This is a genomic window from Cellulosimicrobium sp. CpK407 (assembly GCF_051844275.1).
In the GTDB taxonomy this organism is placed as follows: Bacteria; Actinomycetota; Actinomycetes; order Actinomycetales; family Cellulomonadaceae; genus Cellulosimicrobium; species Cellulosimicrobium cellulans_G.
The window spans coordinates 105,232-123,822 of the sequence record NZ_JBGNYC010000004.1 but is presented as its reverse complement, the minus strand read 5'-3'; the positions used below and the strand labels follow the sequence as shown (position 1 = coordinate 123,822).

20 protein-coding genes are annotated in these 18,591 nt (G+C 74.8%); 11 read left to right on the top strand and 9 right to left on the bottom strand.

Annotated elements, in window-relative coordinates; all coding sequences use genetic code 11:
* The first annotated feature begins 1 nt into the window (after position 1).
* From ABWU78_RS03365 to ABWU78_RS03355, 3 genes are all read left to right on the top strand, one after another.
* The gene (locus ABWU78_RS03365; RefSeq protein WP_439157547.1) at positions 2–1,333 is read left to right on the top strand and encodes a M16 family metallopeptidase; all 1,332 of its coding nucleotides are present in this window, start codon (positions 2–4) and stop codon (positions 1,331–1,333) included.
* Positions 1,334–1,508: 175 nt separating this feature from the next.
* Positions 1,509–2,264, top strand: coding sequence for a 4-hydroxy-tetrahydrodipicolinate reductase (gene dapB / locus ABWU78_RS03360; protein WP_290445096.1), 756 nt, complete (start codon positions 1,509–1,511; stop codon positions 2,262–2,264).
* Positions 2,265–2,368: 104 nt separating this feature from the next.
* On the top strand, positions 2,369–2,803 hold the full coding sequence (locus ABWU78_RS03355; RefSeq protein WP_439157561.1) for a hypothetical protein: 435 nt from the start codon (positions 2,369–2,371) through the stop codon (positions 2,801–2,803).
* A 41-nt stretch (positions 2,804–2,844) separates the two neighbouring features.
* Here ABWU78_RS03355 and ABWU78_RS03350 read toward each other — a convergent pair whose 3' ends face one another.
* The 6 genes from ABWU78_RS03350 to ABWU78_RS03325 form a co-directional block, all read right to left on the bottom strand.
* Positions 2,845–3,303, bottom strand: a complete 459-nt coding sequence (locus ABWU78_RS03350; protein ID WP_439157546.1) for a hypothetical protein — start codon at positions 3,301–3,303, stop codon at positions 2,845–2,847.
* An 80-nt stretch (positions 3,304–3,383) separates the two neighbouring features.
* On the bottom strand, positions 3,384–3,893 hold the full coding sequence (locus ABWU78_RS03345) for a GNAT family N-acetyltransferase (RefSeq protein ID WP_439157545.1): 510 nt from the start codon (positions 3,891–3,893) through the stop codon (positions 3,384–3,386).
* Between the two features lie 42 nt (positions 3,894–3,935).
* Positions 3,936–4,256 (bottom strand): AzlD domain-containing protein, encoded by a 321-nt coding sequence (locus ABWU78_RS03340; protein ID WP_439157544.1) that lies wholly within the window; start codon positions 4,254–4,256, stop codon positions 3,936–3,938.
* A complete protein-coding gene (locus tag ABWU78_RS03335) occupies positions 4,253–5,068 on the bottom strand; it encodes an AzlC family ABC transporter permease (protein ID WP_439157543.1) in 816 nt (271 codons plus the stop codon). The genes ABWU78_RS03340 and ABWU78_RS03335 overlap by 4 nt, the downstream gene beginning before the upstream one ends.
* Positions 5,065–5,724, bottom strand: a complete 660-nt coding sequence (locus ABWU78_RS03330; protein WP_253051315.1) for a TIGR00645 family protein — start codon at positions 5,722–5,724, stop codon at positions 5,065–5,067. The genes ABWU78_RS03335 and ABWU78_RS03330 overlap by 4 nt, the downstream gene beginning before the upstream one ends.
* A 130-nt stretch (positions 5,725–5,854) precedes the next feature.
* The gene (locus ABWU78_RS03325; protein ID WP_439157542.1) at positions 5,855–7,339 is read right to left on the bottom strand and encodes an NAD-dependent succinate-semialdehyde dehydrogenase; all 1,485 of its coding nucleotides are present in this window, start codon (positions 7,337–7,339) and stop codon (positions 5,855–5,857) included.
* 114 nt (positions 7,340–7,453) lie between these two features.
* On the opposite strand from ABWU78_RS03325, the gene dapA reads away from it, so the two are divergent.
* A complete protein-coding gene (gene dapA, locus ABWU78_RS03320) occupies positions 7,454–8,380 on the top strand; it encodes a 4-hydroxy-tetrahydrodipicolinate synthase (RefSeq protein WP_439157541.1) in 927 nt (308 codons plus the stop codon).
* A gap of 50 nt (positions 8,381–8,430) precedes the next feature.
* Positions 8,431–10,116: a ribonuclease J gene (locus tag ABWU78_RS03315; RefSeq protein ID WP_439157540.1), complete on the top strand. Its 1,686-nt coding sequence runs from the start codon at positions 8,431–8,433 to the stop codon at positions 10,114–10,116.
* A gap of 92 nt (positions 10,117–10,208) precedes the next feature.
* Here the strand turns inward: ABWU78_RS03315 and ABWU78_RS03310 are convergent, their stop codons facing one another.
* A complete protein-coding gene (locus tag ABWU78_RS03310; protein ID WP_439157539.1) occupies positions 10,209–10,796 on the bottom strand; it encodes a TetR/AcrR family transcriptional regulator in 588 nt (195 codons plus the stop codon).
* 117 nt (positions 10,797–10,913) lie between these two features.
* Here ABWU78_RS03310 and ABWU78_RS03305 point away from each other — a divergent pair, with 117 nt between their 5' ends.
* Complete coding sequence (locus ABWU78_RS03305; RefSeq protein WP_439157538.1) at positions 10,914–11,324, top strand: hypothetical protein; 411 nt, start codon at positions 10,914–10,916, stop codon at positions 11,322–11,324.
* A 79-nt stretch (positions 11,325–11,403) separates the two neighbouring features.
* On the top strand, positions 11,404–11,769 hold the full coding sequence (locus ABWU78_RS03300) for an Imm51 family immunity protein (RefSeq protein ID WP_353706740.1): 366 nt from the start codon (positions 11,404–11,406) through the stop codon (positions 11,767–11,769).
* 43 nt (positions 11,770–11,812) lie between these two features.
* Here ABWU78_RS03300 and ABWU78_RS03295 read toward each other — a convergent pair whose 3' ends face one another.
* Entirely contained in the window at positions 11,813–12,751 is a 939-nt protein-coding gene (locus ABWU78_RS03295) for an MBL fold metallo-hydrolase (RefSeq protein ID WP_353706739.1), read from the bottom strand.
* Positions 12,752–12,889: 138 nt separating this feature from the next.
* Between ABWU78_RS03295 and ABWU78_RS03290 the strand changes: the two genes are divergently transcribed.
* The 4 genes from ABWU78_RS03290 (at position 12,890) to ABWU78_RS03275 (ending at position 17,699) form a co-directional block, all read left to right on the top strand.
* Entirely contained in the window at positions 12,890–15,724 is a 2,835-nt protein-coding gene (locus tag ABWU78_RS03290) for an FtsK/SpoIIIE family DNA translocase (protein WP_253051322.1), read from the top strand.
* Between the two features lie 95 nt (positions 15,725–15,819).
* On the top strand, positions 15,820–16,449 hold the full coding sequence (pgsA, locus tag ABWU78_RS03285) for a CDP-diacylglycerol--glycerol-3-phosphate 3-phosphatidyltransferase (protein ID WP_253051323.1): 630 nt from the start codon (positions 15,820–15,822) through the stop codon (positions 16,447–16,449).
* Entirely contained in the window at positions 16,446–16,997 is a 552-nt protein-coding gene (locus ABWU78_RS03280) for a CinA family protein (RefSeq protein WP_439157537.1), read from the top strand. The genes pgsA and ABWU78_RS03280 overlap by 4 nt, the downstream gene beginning before the upstream one ends.
* A 360-nt stretch (positions 16,998–17,357) precedes the next feature.
* Positions 17,358–17,699 (top strand): helix-turn-helix domain-containing protein, encoded by a 342-nt coding sequence (locus ABWU78_RS03275; protein ID WP_024840578.1) that lies wholly within the window; start codon positions 17,358–17,360, stop codon positions 17,697–17,699.
* Between the two features lie 52 nt (positions 17,700–17,751).
* Here the strand turns inward: ABWU78_RS03275 and ABWU78_RS03270 are convergent, their stop codons facing one another.
* The gene (locus tag ABWU78_RS03270; RefSeq protein WP_439157536.1) at positions 17,752–18,591 is read right to left on the bottom strand and encodes a DNA-formamidopyrimidine glycosylase family protein; all 840 of its coding nucleotides are present in this window, start codon (positions 18,589–18,591) and stop codon (positions 17,752–17,754) included.

Below are 18,591 nucleotides of genomic sequence, written 5' to 3'. Positions count from 1 at the left end.
CGTGCCCTGGGACCTCCCGCTCGTCCCGGCGGGCGACGCCGGGGCCGAGCTGACCGCCGGGCAGGACGGCGCGACGATCCGTCGCTCCGTCCTGCCCGGCGGGGTCCGCGTGCTCACCGAGTCGATGCCGGGCCTGCGCTCGGCGACGATGGGCGCGTGGGTGGGCGTCGGATCGCGCGACGAGACCGACGGCCACTTCGGCTCGACGCACTTCCTGGAGCACCTGTTGTTCAAGGGCACCGCGCGCCGCTCGGCGATGGACATCGCCGAGGCGTTCGACGCCGTCGGCGGCGAGGCCAACGCCGCGACCGGCAAGGAGCACACGTGCTACTACGCGCGCGTGCTCGACGCCGACCTGCCCATGGCGGTCGACGTCGTCGCCGACATGGTGACGTCCGCACGCCTGGACCCCGACGAGCTCGAGACCGAGCGCGGCGTGATCCTCGAAGAGCTCGCGATGAACGACGACGACCCCTCGGACGTCGTGCACGAGGAGTTCGCGGCCGCCGTCCTCGGCGGGCACGCGCTCGGCCGCCCCATCGGCGGCACCCCGGACACGATCAACGCGGTCCCGCGCGACGCGGTCTGGGAGCACTACCGGTGGCACTACCGCCCGGAGACGCTCGTCGTCGCGGCGGCCGGCGGCGTCGACCACGACACGCTCGTCGCGCAGGTGGGCCAGGCGCTGCACGACGGCGGCTGGTCGCTCGACGCGGCCACCGCGCCACGACCCCGGCGCGACCCCGAGGACCCCGCCCTCGCCGGTGTCGGGACCACGGGCGTCGAGCTCTCGGTCCACCGGGCCGTCGAGCAGGCGAACGTCGTCATCGGCGGCACGGGCCTGTCGGCGACCGACGACCGTCGCTTCACGCTCTCCGTGCTCAGCGCGGTGCTGGGGGGCGGCATGAGCTCGCGCCTCTTCCAGGAGATCCGCGAGAAGCGCGGCCTCGCGTACTCGACGTACTCCTTCGCCTCGGGTCACGGCGGCATCGGCACGTTCGGCCTCTACGCCGGGTGCGCGCCGTCGAAGGTCGACGAGGTGACCGAGCTCCTGCACGCCGAGCTCGACCGCCTCGCCGGCGACGGCATCACCGGTGCCGAGCTCGACCGCAGCATCGGCCAGCTCTCCGGCGGCATGGTCCTCGGCCTCGAGGACTCCGGCTCGCGCATGAGCCGGCTCGGCAAGGCCGAGCTCGTCTACGGCGAGCTCCTGAGCGTCGAGGAGTCGCTCGACGCGATCCGCTCGGTCACGGCCGACGACGTGCAGAAGCTGGCGAGCGAGCTCGCTTCGCGGCCCCGGTCCGTCGTGCGCGTCGGGCCGTTCGGCGGCTGAACCGTCGCCGACGCCGTCGTGCCGGGCCGGTGCGGTGGGCGGGCTCGGCGCCGGTGCCGCGGACGGCGCACCGGCCGGTCCGCGCACCGGCGATAGGGTGACGGGCGTGAGCGAGCAGAACATCCCCGCGCCCGATCCCGCCGCGACCGCCCCCGGCCAGGGGCCGGGCCGCCCGTTGCGGGTCGCCGTCCTCGGCGCGGCCGGACGCATGGGCGCGACCGTGTGCGCGGCCGTCGAGGGCGCGGCGGACCTCGAGCTCGTCGCGCGCCTGGACGCCGGCGACGAGGTCACGTCCGCCACGCTCGGCGGCGCCGACGTCGCCGTCGACTTCACCGTCCCGTCCGCGACCGAGGCGAACGTGCACGCGCTGATCGACGCGGGCGTGCACGCCGTCGTCGGGACCACGGGCTGGACGGACGAGAGCCGAGGCCGCGTCACCGAGCACCTCGAGCGTGTCGCCGCGGGCGGCGGCCCCGCCCTCGGCGTCCTGATCGCCCCGAACTTCGGCCTCTCGGCCGTCCTCGCGATGACGTTCGCCGCGAAGGCCGCCCGCTACTTCGAGTCGGCCGAGGTGATCGAGCTCCACCACCCGGACAAGGTCGACGCGCCGTCCGGCACCGCCCGGCACACCGCGGCGGCGATCGCCGCAGCGCGCGCCGACGCGGGCCTCGCGGCGAGCCCCGACGCGACGGAGACGGGGTGGGAGGCGCGCGGCGCCGACGTCGACGGGGTGCGCGTGCACGCGGTGCGTCTGCGCGGCCTCGTCGCGCACGAGGAGATCCTGTTCGGCAACGCGGGCGAGCAGCTCGTCATCCGCCAGGACTCGTTCGACCGCGTCTCCTTCATGCCTGGCGTGCTGCTCGCCGTGCGCGAGGTCGTCGGGCGCCCGGGCCTGACGGTCGGTCTCGAGAACGTGCTGGACCTGGCGTGAGCGCGCCCGGCGGTCCGGTCGGTCCCGACGCCGGCGGCGGCAGCGACGACGGCCGTCCGGAGGGGACGACCGGGCGGTCGCGCGCCGTCCGGCCCTGGAAGGCGATCGTCGGCGCGGTGCTCGTGACGATCCTGCTCGCGATCTACGTGTCGCAGGTGGCGTGGCGTGCCGCCGCGCTCATCGGTACGGGCGAACCCGTCGCGATGGTGATCGGGGCGGGCGTGCTCGTCCTGCCCCTGCTCGTGGTCGGCCTGGTCGGCCGCGAGTTCCTGCTCGCGGGGACCGTGCAGCGCATGGCCGACGACCTCGCCTCCCAGGGTCGGCTCCCGGTCGACGACCTGCCGCGCTCACCCGGCGGGCGCATCGACCGGGACGCCGCCGACGCGGCGTTCGGGCCGTACCGCGACGCGGTCGACGCCGACCCGCAGAGCTGGGAGGCGTGGTACCACCTGGCGTTCGCGTACGACGCCGCGCGCGACCGTCGTCGGGCGCGCGAGGCGCTGCGCAAGGCCGCGGCTCTCTACCGCGCCCGTCGCTGACCGAGGCGGTCCACCCGGCGTGGGCGGACCACGTCGGCAGGTCAGAGGCTCGTCCAGCAGTAGAGGCGGTGGCCCGCGTCGTCCGCCTGGACGCACAGGGTCGCGAGCCGGTGCAGGGCACCGGCCAGGTCGGCGGGGTCGGAGCCTTCCAGCTCCTCGGTGGCGGCCCAGCGCACGGCGACGGCGTCGAGGTCGGTCGGTGTCGCCGCGGCGAGCGCCGCGACGAGCTCCGCGGTGACCGCGACGACCCACGGACCCTCGTCGCCCGCGCTCGCGACGAGCTCCCCGTGCCGGGGGTCGCTCTTCGCCTCGGCGTACGGGCGGTCCGTGAGGAGGCCCGCGAGCGTGCCCAGCACGACGAACGGGTCGATCCCCTTGAGCTCGACCGTGGGGAACACCGGCTGGTTCGTCAGCGGGTCGGGGCTGCTCGGGCCCGTCCGTGCCGCGCGACCGGCCTGCGCGTCGTCGGGTGCGGAGAAGTAGTCGGTGAGGATGCCCATGGCGGTCGATCCTCGCAGGTCACGCGCGCGAACGGGTCACGACGGTGTCACGGCTGCGTGACGAACGGTCGCGCCATCCCTCAGATCTCGGCCGTCCAGCGGCGCTCGACGACGTCGCGCACCCCGGTCGCGAGCGTGCGGGTCCGCCCGTCGGGCCCGAGCCCGGCGCCGGCGAGGAACGTCTCGCGCGCCGTGTCGCCGTCGAGCACCCACGTGACGACCTCCTCCGCGCCGTCGCGGCGCAGCCGGTCGACCGCGGCGGCGAGCAGGCGCGACCCGTGCCCGCCGCGCTGGTGCCGCGGCTCGACCTCGAGCGCGAGGACCTGCCCGGGCGCCACGGCGGCGAACCCGACGACGTCGGCGCCGACGCACGCGACGAGCACGCCGAACCCCGGTCCCGGAGGGGAGGAGATGGCGGCGGCCCACTGCTCGCGCATCCGCACGGTGTCGAGGGCGTCGAGCACGTCCTCGCCGAGGACCTCCTCGTGCGACGAGCGCCACGCACCCACCTGGATCGCGGTCATCGCGACGTCGTCTCCGGGCACGGCGGGGCGGACGGAGACGTCGGCGGTCTCGCGGAAGAGGCTCACGGGTTCACCCTACGAGACGTGGGCCACGCCTCGGGCCGGCGGTCAGCCCCAGCCCAGGGCGCGCAGGCCGGCGGCCGTGGCCGCCGCCAGGACCACGACGACGATGAACGGCGCGCGCAGCGCGAGCGCGACGGCCGCGACGCCGAGCGCGGGCAGGCGCGCGTCGACGACCAGGGCCTGGCCGTCGCCGACCGTCTGGACCGCGACGAGCGCGGCGAGGAGCGCGGCGGTCACGAGCGCGGCCGTGCGCGCGACGCGCTCGTCGGCGAGCCAGTGCTCGGGCACGAGGTGCCCGGCGAGCTTGAGCGCGAAGCACAGCGCCGACGCGGCCAGCACGACGACCCACACGGTCGCTGGCGTCATGAGGTCTCCTTCTCGTCCGTGGACGACGAGGGTGGCGCGCCCGCGGCGCGGCGTCGCCGTCGCGCGTCCACCTGCCCGATGACGATCGCGACGACGGCCGCGGCGAGCACCGGCACGCCGCCCGGCGCGACCGGGACGAGCAGGACCGCGACGAGGACGGCCGCCGCCGCGGTGAGCTGCATCGCCCGCGCTGCGAGCCGGGGCCACAGGAGGGCCAGGAACGCGGCCGCCGCGGCGGCGTCGAGCCCCCACGCGCGCGGCTCGCCGAGCGCGTCGCCCGCGAGCGCGCCGACGAGCGTCATGGCGTTCCACAGCACGAAGATCCCGACGCCGGTCCACCAGAACCCCGCCCGGACGGCGCGGCGGGACCGCTGCGCCGTCGCGACCGCCGTCGACTCGTCGATGGTGAACTGCGCCGCGACGACCTTGTGCCACGACCGCAGCGCGAGCAGCGGGCCGAGCTGCGCCCCGTACAACGCGTTGCGGACCCCGAGGAAGCCCGCGGTGGCGATCGCGGCCGTCGGCGCGCCGCCCGCGCCGACCACGCCGATGAGCGCGAACTGCGAGCCGCCCGAGAACATGAGCAGGCTCAGCGCCATGGTCTGCGCCACGTCGAGGCCCGCGACCACGGACAGCGCCCCGAACGAGATCCCGTACAGCCCCGTCGCGACGGAGACCGAGACGGCCTGGCGGACCGCGGCGCGGACCTCGTCCTCGACGGCGTGCTCGACGGCGCCCGTCACCTCGGCGTCGAGCGACGCGGGGGCGTCCGGCTCGGCGCCTGGGCGCGGGGCGTCGTCGGGCCGGCTCATGCGTGCGGGTCGGCCGGGCCCTCGCCCGCCGCGGCGGCGTTGGCCGCGCGCTGGTGCGCGGTGAGGGACATGCGGTCGATCGCCGCGAGCGCGAGTGCCGAGACGACGAACGCGAGGTGGATGATCGTCTGCCACAGCATGGTCTCGGACGTGATGCGGTTGCTCGACGACTCGATGAACGTGCGCAGCAGGTGGATCGACGAGATGCCGATGATCGACATCGCGAGCTTGGTCTTGAGCACGTTCGCGTTGACGTGGCTCAGCCACTCCGGCTGGTCGGGGTGGTTGTCGAGGCGGATGCGCGACACGAACGTCTCGTAGCCGCCGACGATGACCATGATGAGCAGGTTGGAGATCATGACGACGTCGACGAGGCCGAGGACGGCCAGCATGATCTCCTCGGCGCCGTAGGTGTGCGTCTCGAGCTGGTGCGTGTCCGCGTTCATGACCGACACCTCGCCGGTGAAGCCGCCGACGATGAGGTGCCACAGCTCCTTGAGGAACTGCCAGACGTAGACCACCTGGGCCACGATGAGGCCGAAGTAGAGCGGTGCCTGGAGCCAGCGGGACGCGAAGATCATGTACCCGACGGTCGTGACGCGGGCGCTGGGCGAGGGGACGTTCGGGCTGACGGTCGACGCGGGCGACGAGGGCACGGGCGTGGGCTCTCCGGGAGTCGGTGGCAGGGGAGCGTCAGGCTACCAACGTGCGGCGTCGGCACGTCGTCGGTCACCACGGTGCCGGACACGCCCGCCGGCCCCGCGGGCGTCGTGTCGACGTCCCGCGTCAGAGCGCGACGTACACGGTCTCGAGGTACTCCTCGAGACCCGCCTCCCCGCCCTCGCGGCCGAGGCCCGACTGCTTCAGCCCGCCGAACGGCGCGCTCGCGTCCGACACCATCCCGCGGTTGATGCCGATCATCCCGGCCTCGACCTCCTCGGACACGCGCACGGCGCGGTCGAGCGAGGCGGTGTACGCGTAGGCGGCGAGGCCGTACTCGGTCGCGTTCGCGAGCGCGAGGCCCTCGTCGTCGTCGCCGAACGCGACGACCGGCGCCACCGGCCCGAAGATCTCCTCGGTGACGACGCGCGCGTCCGGGTCGACGCCGGACAGCACGGTCGGCGCGTAGAAGTACCCCGTGGACCGCGGCCGGTCGGCGCCCGTGAGGACCTGCGCGCCGCCGTCGGACGCGGCGTCGACGAGCTCGGCGACCTTGTCCACCGCCTTCGCCTCGATGAGCGGGCCGACCTGCGTCCCGTCCTGCGCGCCCGGACCGACCCGCAGGTCCTCGAACGCGGTGGCGAGCCGCTGCGCGAACTCGCGCGCGACGGCGTCGTGCACGAGGAATCGGTTGGCCGCGACGCACGACTGGCCCGCGTTGCGCAGCTTCGCGACGAGCGCGCCCTCGACCGCGGCGCCGAGGTCCGCGTCGGCGAACACGAGGAACGGCGCGTTGCCGCCGAGCTCCATCGAGGTGCGCAGCACCTGGGGCGCGGCCTTCTCCAGGAGCGTGCGCCCCACGGCCGTCGAGCCCGTGAACGACAGCTTGCGCAGGCGCTCGTCGGCGAGGAGGGGCTCGGTGACGTCCGCCGCGCGCGACGACGGGACGACGTTGACGATGCCGGTCGGCAGACCGCGGTCCGCGAGCTCGGAGCGGATGACCTCGGCCACGAGCGCCGTCGTCAGCGGCGTGAGCCGCGCGGGCTTGATCACGACGGTGCAGCCCGCGGCGAGCGCCGGCCCGATCTTGCGCGTCGCCATCGCGATGGGGAAGTTCCACGGCGTGACGAGCAGCGCCGGGCCCACGGGGCGACGGAAGACGAGCTGCCGGTTGCCGCCCGCGGGTGCGGTGCGGGCGAGCCCGTCGGCGCGCACCGCCTGCTCCGCGTACCAGCGCAGGAAGTCGGCGCCGTAGAGCACCTCGGCGCGCGCCTCGGCGAGCGGCTTGCCGCACTCGGCCGTGATGAGCGCGGCGACGTCGTCGGCGCGCGCGACGACCCGGTCGTAGACCGCGCGCAGGACCTCGCCGCGCTCCCGCGGGGGCGTCGCGCGCCACGCGGGCGCCGCCCGGTGCGCGGCGTCGAGCGCGCGGAGCGCGTCGGCGGGGCTCGCGTCGGCGACGTCGAAGAGGGACTCCTCCGTGGCCGGGTCCTCGACCTCGAACGTCCGGCCCCCCTCCGCCGGGCCCCAGTGCCCGTCGACGAGCAGCCCCGTGGGCACGTGCGCGACGAGCGCGGGGGAGAGGTTCGACGTCGAGGCGGGGCGGGACATGCTCCGAGTATCGCCCTCGGGGTCGCGGGGCCGCACCCGGGCGGCGGTCGCGCGGGGCGGTCCCGCGCCTGGACGGGCGCGGTGCGGGGACCCGCCGCACGGTAGTTTGTGCACATGGTCCTTCCCGCCACCCCTGCGCGCCCGTTCGGTGCCGTCCTCACGGCCATGGTCACCCCGATGACGCCCGACGGCGCCGTCGACCTCGCGGCGGCGGCCCGGCTCGCGAAGCGCCTGGTGGACGACGGGAACGACGGCCTCGTGCTGAGCGGCACGACGGGCGAGTCGCCCACGACCCACGCGCCGGAGAAGCAGGACCTCGTGCGCGTCGTCGTCGACGCGGTCGGCGACCGCGCGGCGGTCGTCGCCGGGGCAGGGTCCAACGACACCGACCACGCCCTGCGCATGGCGGAGCAGGCGGCCGAGGCCGGGGCCGACGGGCTCCTCGTCGTCTCGCCCTACTACTCGCGCCCCAGCCAGGAGGGCGTGTACCGGCACGTGACGGCGATCGCCGACGCGACCGACCTCCCCGTCATGCTCTACGACGTCCCCGGCCGCACGGGCGTGCGGATCGCGCCCGCGACGTACGCGCGGCTCGCGGCGCACGACCGGGTCGTCGCGAGCAAGGACGCGACGGGCGACGTGTACGCCGCCGCCAAGCTCGCCGCCGCGACCGGGCTCGCGTTCTACAGCGGCGACGACGGCCTGCTGCTGCCGTTCCTCGCGCACGGCGCGGCCGGCATCGTCTCCGTCTCCGGGCACGTGGTGGCCGGACCGTTCGCCGAGGTCGTGCGCCGCTTCGACGCGGGCGACCACGCGGGCGCGCTCGACGTCTTCCTCACCACGACGCCGGTCATCGACGCGCTCAACGGCGCGGGCTTCCAGGCCGTCATGGCCAAGGCCGCCGTCGAGCTGCTCGGCATCACCGACAACCGGTTCCTGCGCCTGCCGAACGTCGCGGCGACCGAGGACGACGTCGCGCTGGTCCGCGACGCCCTCGCGGCCGCGGGCGTGCCCGCCGGCGCTGCCGCACCCACGAACTAGCGAGGGCAGGAGCCCTCGAAACCCCCGGCTCAGCCACGACAGGAGGCCCCGTGAGCCATCCCCACCCCGAACTCTCCCTGCCTCCCGAGCTCCCCATCGGAGGGCTGCGCATCGTCGCCCTCGGCGGGCTCGGGGAGGTCGGCCGCAACATGGCCGTCCTCGAGTACGACGGGCGCCTGCTCGTCATCGACTGCGGCGTCCTCTTCCCCGAGGACAACCAGCCCGGCGTCGACCTCATCCTCCCGGACTTCGACTACATCGCGGACCGGCTGGACGACATCGAGGCGATCGTCCTCACGCACGGCCACGAGGACCACATCGGCGCCGTCCCGTACCTGCTGCGCCTGCGCCGCGACATCCCGCTCGTCGGGTCGCAGCTCACGCTCGCGTTCGTCGAGGCGAAGCTCAAGGAGCACCGCATCTCGCCCGTGACCCTCGCGGTCAAGGAGGGCCAGGTCGAGCAGCTCGGCGTGTTCCGCTGCGAGTTCGTCGCCGTCAACCACTCGATCCCCGACGCGCTCGCGGTCGCGGTGACGACCGGCGCCGGGACCGTGCTGCACACGGGCGACTTCAAGATGGACCAGCTCCCGCTCGACGGGCGCATCACCGACCTGCGCGCGTTCGCGCGCCTCGGTGAGCAGGGCGTCGACCTGTTCATGGTCGACTCGACCAACGCCGAGGTCCCCGGGTTCGTCACGCCCGAGGTCGAGATCGGCCCGGTGCTCGACAACGTCTTCGCGGCGTCGGAGAAGCGCATCATCGTCGCGTCGTTCTCCTCGCACGTGCACCGCGTGCAGCAGGTCCTCAACGCGGCGCACCACCACGGGCGCCGTGTCGCGCTCGTCGGGCGCTCGATGGTCCGCAACATGACCATCGCCGCCGAGCTCGGGTACCTCCACGTGCCCGAGGGCGTGCTCATCGACCTCAAGAAGGTCGACTCGCTGCGCGACGACGAGATCGTGCTCATGTGCACCGGATCCCAGGGCGAGCCCATGGCGGCGCTGTCGCGCATGGCCAACGGCGACCACAAGGTCCAGGTCGGCCACGGCGACACCGTGATCCTCGCGTCGTCGCTCATCCCGGGCAACGAGAACGCCGTGTTCCGCATCATCAACGGGCTCACCCGGCTCGGGGCGCGCGTCGTGCACGGCGGCAACGCCAAGGTGCACGTGTCCGGGCACGCGAGCGCGGGCGAGCTCCTCTACTGCTACAACGTGCTCAAGCCCAAGAACGTCATGCCGGTGCACGGCGAGGTCCGTCACCTCGTCGCGAACGGGGCGCTCGCGGTCCGCACGGGAGTGCCCGCGGACCGCGTCGTGCTCGCCGAGGACGGCGTCGTCGTCGACCTCGTCGACGGCAAGGCGTCGGTCGTCGGCGCGGTGCCGTGCGGGTACGTGTACGTCGACGGGTCGAGCGTCGGCGAGATCACCGACGCCGAGCTCAAGGACCGGCGCATCCTCGGCGAGGAGGGCTTCGTGTCCGTCTTCGCCGTCGTGGACTCCGCGACCGGCAAGGTGCTCGCCGGCCCCCAGATCCTCGCGCGCGGCTTCGCCGAGGACGACAAGGTGTTCCAGGACATCCAGCCGGAGGTCGTCAAGGCGCTCGAGGACGCGATCGCCGGCGGCGCGACCGACACGCACCAGCTCCAGCAGGTCATGCGCCGCGTCATCGGGCGGTGGGTCTCCAACCGCCTGCGGCGCCGCCCGATGATCGTCCCGGTGGTCGTCGAGGCCTGACCGGCGACGTCGTTCGCCGGCGCGAGAAGCGAGAAGTGGCCCCTGCCGTCGGTCTGGCGGGGGCCACTTCTCACGTCTCGGGGCCGGGGCCGTCACGTCCCGGCGCTGCGGACCAGCCCGGGGCCGACGGCGGCGAGCGTCGCGCCGTAGCGCGCGGTGCGCTCCGCGTCGTCGCCGGGGACGAGGCCGGCGATCTCGAGCGAGACGAGGCCGTGCACGAGGCCCCACAGCCCGAGCGCGACGTCGTCGACGGCCCCCGCGTCGGGCGCGAGGCGCGCGACGGCGTCGCGCAGCACGAGGAAGGTCGCCTCCTCGACGGCGCGGGGGCGGTCAGCGCCGGGCCGCACGCCGCGCGCGAACATCACGGCGTAGAAGTGCGGGTCCGCGAGCGCGAAGGCGCGGTACGCGCGGCCGAGGGCGGCGAGGTCCGCTCCCGGGTCGTCGGTCCGCTCGACCGCCGCGAGGTGGGCGGCGAAGCGCCGGAAGCCCTCGGCGGACACGGCGGCGACGAGGTCGTCGCGGCTGCCGAAGAGCGCGTACACCGCTGACGGGCTCGTGCCGGCGGCCACCGCGACCGACCGCACCGTCACCGCGCCCTCGCCGTGCTCGGAGAGGGCGCGCGACGTCACGTCGAGGAGGCGGTCGCGCAGCGCGTCGTCGTGCAGTCGGGGTCGTGCCACGCGACGAGTCTAGGGGGCTTGACCCGAGTATGCGAACGGTGTTCTATAACAGTGTTCGTAAACCCGGACGGCGCGCGGTGCCCGGGTCGTCCTGCCCGTCCCACCTCGGAGGTTCCCGTGCTCGAGCTCACCGACGCCGCCCGCATCACCGCCGGCATCGTCCTGCTCACGGTCGTCGGCATCGAGTCCGGCGGCGCGTTCCTCGTCAAGGTCGTCACGCGGCGCGTGTCGGCGACGGGCTTCCAGACGTCCTTCTTCCGCGCCGGGCACGCGCACGCGGGCGTGCTCGTCGTCCTGGGTCTCGTGTGCCTGCTGCTCGCGGAGGCCACCGACCTCACGGGCTTCTGGCGGTGGCTCGCGGCCACCGGGGTGCTCGTCGCCGCGATCCTCCTGCCCGCCGGGTTCTTCCTCTCCGCCGTGGGCTCGGGGCGCGAGGCGCCGAACCGGGCCGTCGTGCTGCTCCCGGCCGGCGGCCTGGTCCTCGCCTCGGGCGTCGTGACGCTCGCGATCGGGCTCTTCCTCGGGTGACGACGGCGGATCCCGGGCTCGGCCGGCGTCCCCGGAGGTCCGCTGCGGCGTCGTGGGTGGTCACCGCTACGGTTCCCGCATGACCACCGCCGAGGACTTCGCCCCGCTCGAACCCGTCCGCCTCGTGACCCAGGCCCAGGGATGGAGCGTCATCTACTCGCCCGGCGGGCCGGAGTGGCATCAGCACCGGGACGCTCTCGAGCGTCGCGGCGTCGAGGGTTCCGGGTACGACTTCTCCGGCGCGCTCCAGGCAACGCTGACCGACCACGAGCCGAGCGTCCTCGACGCCGTCGGGTTCGACCCCGAGGGCGGCATGGTGAGCGTCTACGGGTCGGACCTCGACGCGCTGCATGCCGCGGCCCGGCACCTGCACCGCCTGGTCACGGACGAGCAGGCGCTCGACGCGGCGCTCGCCCGGTCCACGGAGCTCGGGCTCGACGACTGAGGCGGCCCCGACGACCACGGGCCGGTCGGCGGCCGTGAGAGCGTCAGCGGGAGCGCAGCGCGTCGAGCTGGTCGGCGTGCCACCCGGCGACGTACCCGGCGATCCGCAGGTCGTCCACGGCCGTGCCCTGCCGGACCCCCGCGTCGAGCGCGTCGAGGTAGGCGCGGTCGGCCGCGAAGCGCGTGGCGACCGCAGCGCGACCGACGGCAGGGCTCCCGTGGCCGGGGACGAGCACGTCCACGTCGCGCGCGGCGAGCTCGAGCGCGTCGAGCGCGCCCCGGTAGACCCGGACGGGGTCCCGGGCGTCGGTGTCGACGAGCGGTACCTCCACATCTGAGAGCATGTCGCCCGCCACGAGCACGCTCGCGTGCGGCGTGCGCACCACGAGAGCGGCGTGGCCGGGTGCGTGGGCGTCGTGCTCGACGACGGTCACCGTGCCCAGGCCGGAGGGCCCCGGGCCCTCCGGCGCGGTGACGGGCCAAGGGACCCGTCGTGCGCCGCGGGGGAGCGGGGTGAGCGTCCCCACGAGCGCGGGGTCGTGGCCGGGTGCGGCGGCGTCGGCCGACGCGAGGACCGCGGCCCGCCGCCGCCGCGTCGCGTCGGCGGTGCGCGCCGTCGCCCAGCGGGGCGCGTCGCCGAGCGCGGGCGACCACAGCACGTGGTCCCAGTGCGGGTGCGTCGCGAACCCGGCGGTCACGCGCCAGCCGCGCGCTCGGACCGCGGCGGCGAGCCCCTCGACCTCGGCGACCGTCACCGCCGGGTCGACGACCAGCGCGTCGCCGTCCGGCGCGATGACCACGGTCGACGTCGTCGTCCAGATCTCCGCCGTGGCGACCCAGACGCCGGGGGCCACCTCGACGAGGTCGCGCGCTCGCGGCGCGGTGGTCGCCCCGAGCGGCGCGATGCCGTCCGGGCCGGCCGGTGGGCCGCTCGGTCGGTCGCTCGGTACGTCGCGTCGCCCGGCGTGCGTGGGCTCGTGCACGGTGCCTCCGGTCCTCGTCCGCCACCGGTCCTCGTCACGGGTGGTCGCTCACGGGTCGTGGCCCGGTCGCGTCCCGGCCGGGACACGCGCCGCCGGGTCCGCGTCCGTGTCGTCCCCCGCAGGTAGGTTAGGACCACTATGGCGACCCGCACGTCCCCGCAGGCACGTCGGACCGCGAGCAACCGCACGCCAGCGCCCCGCACCTCGGCGCGCGGCGGTTCGTCCTCGGCCCGCGGCACGTCGCGCGCCGGTACCGGTCGCGGGCGGTCCTCCTCCTCCGGCACGCGCCGGCCCGCGCGGCGCCCCGCGTCGGGTCCGCCGTGGCCCGTCCGCGCGGTGCGGGCGGTCTGGCTCGGCGCCGCGCACGGCCTCGGAGCGCTCGTGCGCACCATCGGAAAGGGAGCAAGAGAGCTGGACCCGGCACACCGGCGCGACGGCGTCGCGTTCTTCCTCATCGCCCTCGCGGTCGTCGTCGCGGCCCGCGAGTGGTGGGGCATCCAGGGCACGTTCGGCCTGGTCGTCCACGGCGTCGTCGCCGGCACGTTCGGCCTCGCGGGCGTCGCGGTGCCCGTGCTCCTGCTCTGGCTCGCCGTGCGCATCATGCGCCACCCCGAGCGCGCCCAGGCGAACTCGCGGGTCGCGATCGGCCTCACCCTCATCGTCGTGTCGGTGTGCTCGCTCGTGCACATCTCCGAGGACCTCCCGGCGCCGCGCGACGGGTTCGAGGCCGTGCAGGACGCGGGCGGCATCGTCGGTTACCTCGCCGCGACGCCCGTGACCACCGGCCTGACGCCCTGGTTCGCGGTGCCCATCTTCCTGCTGCTCGGGTTCTTCGGGCTGCTGGTCGTCACCGCGACCCCGGTGCACCGGATCCCGAGCCGGCTGCGCGGCCTCTACGACGTGCTCACGGGCAACCACCGCGCGGACGACGAGGAGCTGGACGCCGACGGCCTCGCGCTCGCGGAGGGCGTCTCGCGTCACGACGGCACGGACGTGCCGGCGGGTCGTCGCCCGCGCAAGCCCCGGAAGACCAAGGCGCAGCGCGCGGCGGAGGCCGCCGAGATCGAGAAGCCCGAGGGCGGGTTCTCGGGCGATGAGGCGTTCGAGACGGCGGCGTTCCTCGACTACGAGGACGACTCCCCTCGCGGCCGGGGCAAGAAGCGCCGCGGCGACGACCCGGCACCCGGCACCGCGCCGACCGAGGCGGTGCCCGCCGTCGGGCAGGGCCTCGCGCAGGACACCGCGGCAGCCGCGATGGGCGCCGTCGCCCCCGCCCCGGGCGACGGCGCGGGCAGCGTCCCGCCGCCCCCGCCGAGCAGCCCGCTGCCGCGCGGCGTCCAGCCGATGCTCGAGGGCGACACCGTCTACCTCCTGCCGAACGAGGACTCCCTGGTGAAGGGCGCGCCGCACAAGGTCCGCTCGGCCGCGAACGACCGGGTCGTCGAGGCGCTCACCCAGACCTTCGAGCAGTTCGAGGTCGACGCGAAGGTCACCGGCTTCACGCGCGGCCCCACGGTCACGCGGTACGAGGTCGAGGTCGGCCCCAAGGTCAAGGTCGAGCGCATCACGTCGCTCTCGAACAACATCGCCTACGCCGTCGCGAGCGCGGACGTGCGCATCCTCGCGCCGATCCCCGGCAAGTCGGCGATCGGCATCGAGATCCCCAACACCGACCGCGAGACGGTCGTGCTCGGCGACGTGCTCCGCTCGTCGGCGGCGCGCCGGACCGAGCACCCCATGGTCATGGGCGTGGGCAAGGACGTCGAGGGCGGCTACGTCGTCGCGAACCTCGCCAAGATGCCGCACATCCTCGTCGCGGGCGCGACGGGCGCCGGCAAGTCGAGCTTCATCAACTCCATGATCACGTCGATCCTCATGCGCTCGACGCCCGAGCAGGTGCGCCTCGTGCTCGTGGACCCGAAGCGCGTCGAGCTGACGATCTACGAGGGCATCCCGCACCTCATCACGCCCATCATCACCAACCCGAAGAAGGCCGCCGAGGCGCTCGACTGGGTCGTGCGCGAGATGGACGCCCGGTACGACGACCTCGCCGCGTTCGGGTACAAGCACATCGACGACTTCAACGCCGCCGTGCGCTCGGGCAAGGTCAAGCCGCTGCCGGGCTCCGAGCGCAAGATCGCCACGTACCCGTACCTGCTCGTCGTCGTCGACGAGCTCGCCGACCTCATGATGGTCGCGCCGCGCGACGTCGAGGCGTCGATCCAGCGCATCACGCAGCTCGCGCGCGCCGCGGGCATCCACCTCGTCCTCGCGACGCAGCGGCCGTCGGTCGACGTCGTCACCGGCCTCATCAAGGCCAACGTGCCGTCGCGCCTCGCGTTCGCGACCTCCTCGCTCGCGGACTCGCGCGTCGTGCTGGACCAGCCGGGCGCCGAGAAGCTCATCGGCCAGGGCGACGCCCTCTTCCTCCCGATGGGCGCGGCGAAGCCGATGCGCGTCCAGGGCGCGTGGGTCTCCGAGTCCGAGGTGCACGCCGTCGTCGAGCACGTCAAGGGCCAGCTCAAGCCGGTGTACCGCGAGGACGTCACGCAGGCCGCGGCGAAGAAGCAGATCGACGAGGACATCGGCGACGACCTCGACCTGCTGCTGCAGGCCGCGGAGCTCGTCGTGACGTCGCAGTTCGGCTCGACGTCGATGCTCCAGCGCAAGCTGCGCGTCGGGTTCGCCAAGGCCGGCCGCCTCATGGACCTGCTCGAGTCGCGCGAGATCGTCGGCCCCTCCGAGGGGTCGAAGGCGCGCGAGGTCCTCGTCTCGCCCGAGGAGCTGCCGTCCGCGCTCGCGCTGATCCGCGGCGAGCCGGCACAGGACGTCTTCGACGGCCAGGCCCCCGCGTCCGCAGCGGCGCCTGGTGGCGGGACGGGGCACGACTACGGCGAGGGCACCGACGGGCACATGCCGCCGGTGGCGACGGACTACCACGACGGGGCGGACGTGGAGTCAGGCTGGCGCTGAGGGCGCACGGGGTGGGACCGGAGCGGCCCCGGGATCGGCGCCGCGACGAGCGGTCGCCGGTCGGGGCACCCCTGAGCACCCCCTAGGCTGGTGGCGTGGTCACCGCCGTCCCTTCGCCGTGGAACTCCGCGAACCTCGTCACCATGGCGAGGATCCTGCTCGTCCCGTTCTTCGCGTGGGCGCTGCTCGTCGACGGCGGGGAGTCCGTCACGTGGCGGCTGGTCGCGACGGGCATCTTCGTCCTCGCCGCGACGTCGGACCGCCTGGACGGCTACCTGGCGCGCAGGTACGACCTCGTCACGGACCTCGGCAAGCTGCTCGACCCGATCGCGGACAAGCTGCTCGTCGGCACCGCGCTCGTCCTGCTCGCGTGGCCCCTCGGCGTGCTGCCCTGGTGGGTGCCCGTGGTCGTGCTCGCGCGCGAGCTCGGCGTCACGCTCCTGCGGTTCGCGGTCCTCAAGTACGCGGTCATGCCCGCGTCCCGCGGCGGCAAGCTCAAGACCGTGCTCCAGACGGTCGCGATCACGCTCTTCCTCCTCCCGCTGGCGCACCTGCCCGCGTGGATCGGCGTCGTCGCGTGGGTGGTGCTCGCCGCGGCGATCCTCGTCACCGTCGTGACGGGCGTGGAGTACGCCTACCAGGGCTGGCGGCTGCGGCGCGACGCGATCCGCGCGGCCCGCCTCGCCGAGCGCGGGGCGACGCCGGGCGCCGCGTCGGCGTCATGACGGGAGCGGCCCGCGACGCCGAGGCCGCGGGGCCCCTGGTCGCACGACCGGACGTCGTCGGCCTCCTCGCCGCGCTCGAGGCGCGCGGGTGGACCCTCGCGACCGCCGAGTCGCTCACGGGCGGGCTGCTCTCCGCGACGATCGTCGACGTCCCGGGCGCGTCGCGCGTGCTCCGCGGCGCGGTCGTCGCCTACGCGACGGACGTCAAGCAGTCGGTGCTCGGGGTCGACGGCGAGCTCCTCGCCGCGCACGGGGCGGTCCACCCGGACGTCGCGCGCCAGATGGCGGAGCGGGTACGGGAGGTGCTCGGCGCGGACGTGGGGGTCGCGACCACGGGCGTCGCGGGACCGGACCCGCAGGACGGCCGACCACCGGGCACGGTGTTCGTGGCGGCGAGCGGGCCCCGCGGGACGCACGTACGGCGGCTGCAGCTCGACGGCGAGCGCGCGGCGGTCCGCGCCGGGACCGTCGCGGCGGCGGTCGACCTCGCGCGCACGGTGACGGAGGACCGGCCCTCCGCGGACCGGCGGGGTGAAATCCGCGGGTGAACCGTGGTCGCCCGAGCGGCCCGCAGAGCCCGGTCCGGGAGGTGCAGGTGGAGAGGTCGTGAACGTGCCGCGGGGGTTCGCCGGGCGGCGGGGTGCGGGAACAAGGCCCCACGTCGGGACGTTGCACAGCACGTGATCGCCAACAGGACCGTCAACCGACCGGTGGGCCGCACGGACAACGCGCCGACGGCCGGTCCGGCACGCCGCACCGGAGACGTGAGCGGACCGCGGGCGGGGTACGGTAGGACGACCCCGTCACGCGGGGCAGTGAACAGGAAGACCGGCACGAGCAGTACGCGCACCCCGGTGGGGGCCTCACCGGCTCCCGGGGGCGCACGGGACACGGAAGGGGGTCGCCAGATGATTGTTCTTCGACGAGAGATCGGGGACGTGCTGCGAGACGCTCGCCAGCGACAGGGGCGCACCCTGCGAGAGGTGTCCTCCGCCGCACGGGTCTCGCTGGGCTACCTCAGCGAGGTCGAGCGCGGTCAGAAGGAAGCGTCGTCGGAGCTCCTCGGCTCGATCTGCGAGGCGCTCGACATCCCGATGTCGTTGGTGCTGCGCGAGGTCAGCGACCGGGTCGCCGTCGCCGAGGGTCTGCTCATCCCGGACACGATCCCGGCAGACTTCGCGACCGCGGTCCTCGGGCGGCAGAACCCCGACGGCACCGCACGACGAGAGGACCTGCAGCCCGTCGGCTGACGGTCCACGCCGGGGCCGCCCCGGAGCAGGTGCCGGGCAGAGACGCCCGCGATCACCCGCTCGCGGGCGGCGCCTGGCACGAGGGACACCAGAAGACCGGACGTTCGTACGGCGGCTCGTTCGCCGTACCTTCTGCGACAGGCGTGCCACAGACGTGGCACGCCTTTCGTGTGCGCGCGTGCACGTGACGCACGACGCCGGCCCGGGGGTCGAACCCGTGCCGGACGGTGCGCTGCATGAGCGCTCGTGCCGTCGTGAGCACGCCCGCGAGGTCCTCGACGTCCCGGACCGGCGTCCACGGGTAGATCCGCTCCGCGAAGAGCGACTCGGCCGTGTAGATCGTGCCGATGCCGGCGACGAGGTGCTGGTCGAGCAGCGCCTCCGCGACCGGGACGCCGGTCCTCTCCCGGCCCGGCCGGTGCCGTGGCCCGGTGCCGCCCGCGGCGTCGTCCGCCCGCAGGCGCGCGACGGCCTCCGCGACCCCCTCCGTGGGGAAGTCGTCGGCCAGCACGTCGGGGCCGAGCGGGCCGGTGATGGTCGGCTCGTCGGCGGTGCGCAGCACGTGGAGCATCCCGATGCGGTTCCCGACTGCCGTCCACCACGCGTTGGCGAGCACCACGCGCACCGACGGCTCCGCGGCGCGCGCGTCCCGGGCGCCCGTGCGCGCGATCCGCCACGACCCCTCCATGCGCAGGTGTGTGTGCAGCGACCGACCGTCGTCGAGCCGCGTGAACAGGTGCTTGCCGTACGGGACGTTCGCCACGACCGTGCGGCCCGTGAGGTCGACCTCCGCGGCGGTCGGCCACCGCAGCTCCGCGCGCACCAGCGCACGCCCGGCGAGCGCCTCGTCCAGACGCGCGGACACGAGCCGCAGGATGTCACCCTCGGGCAC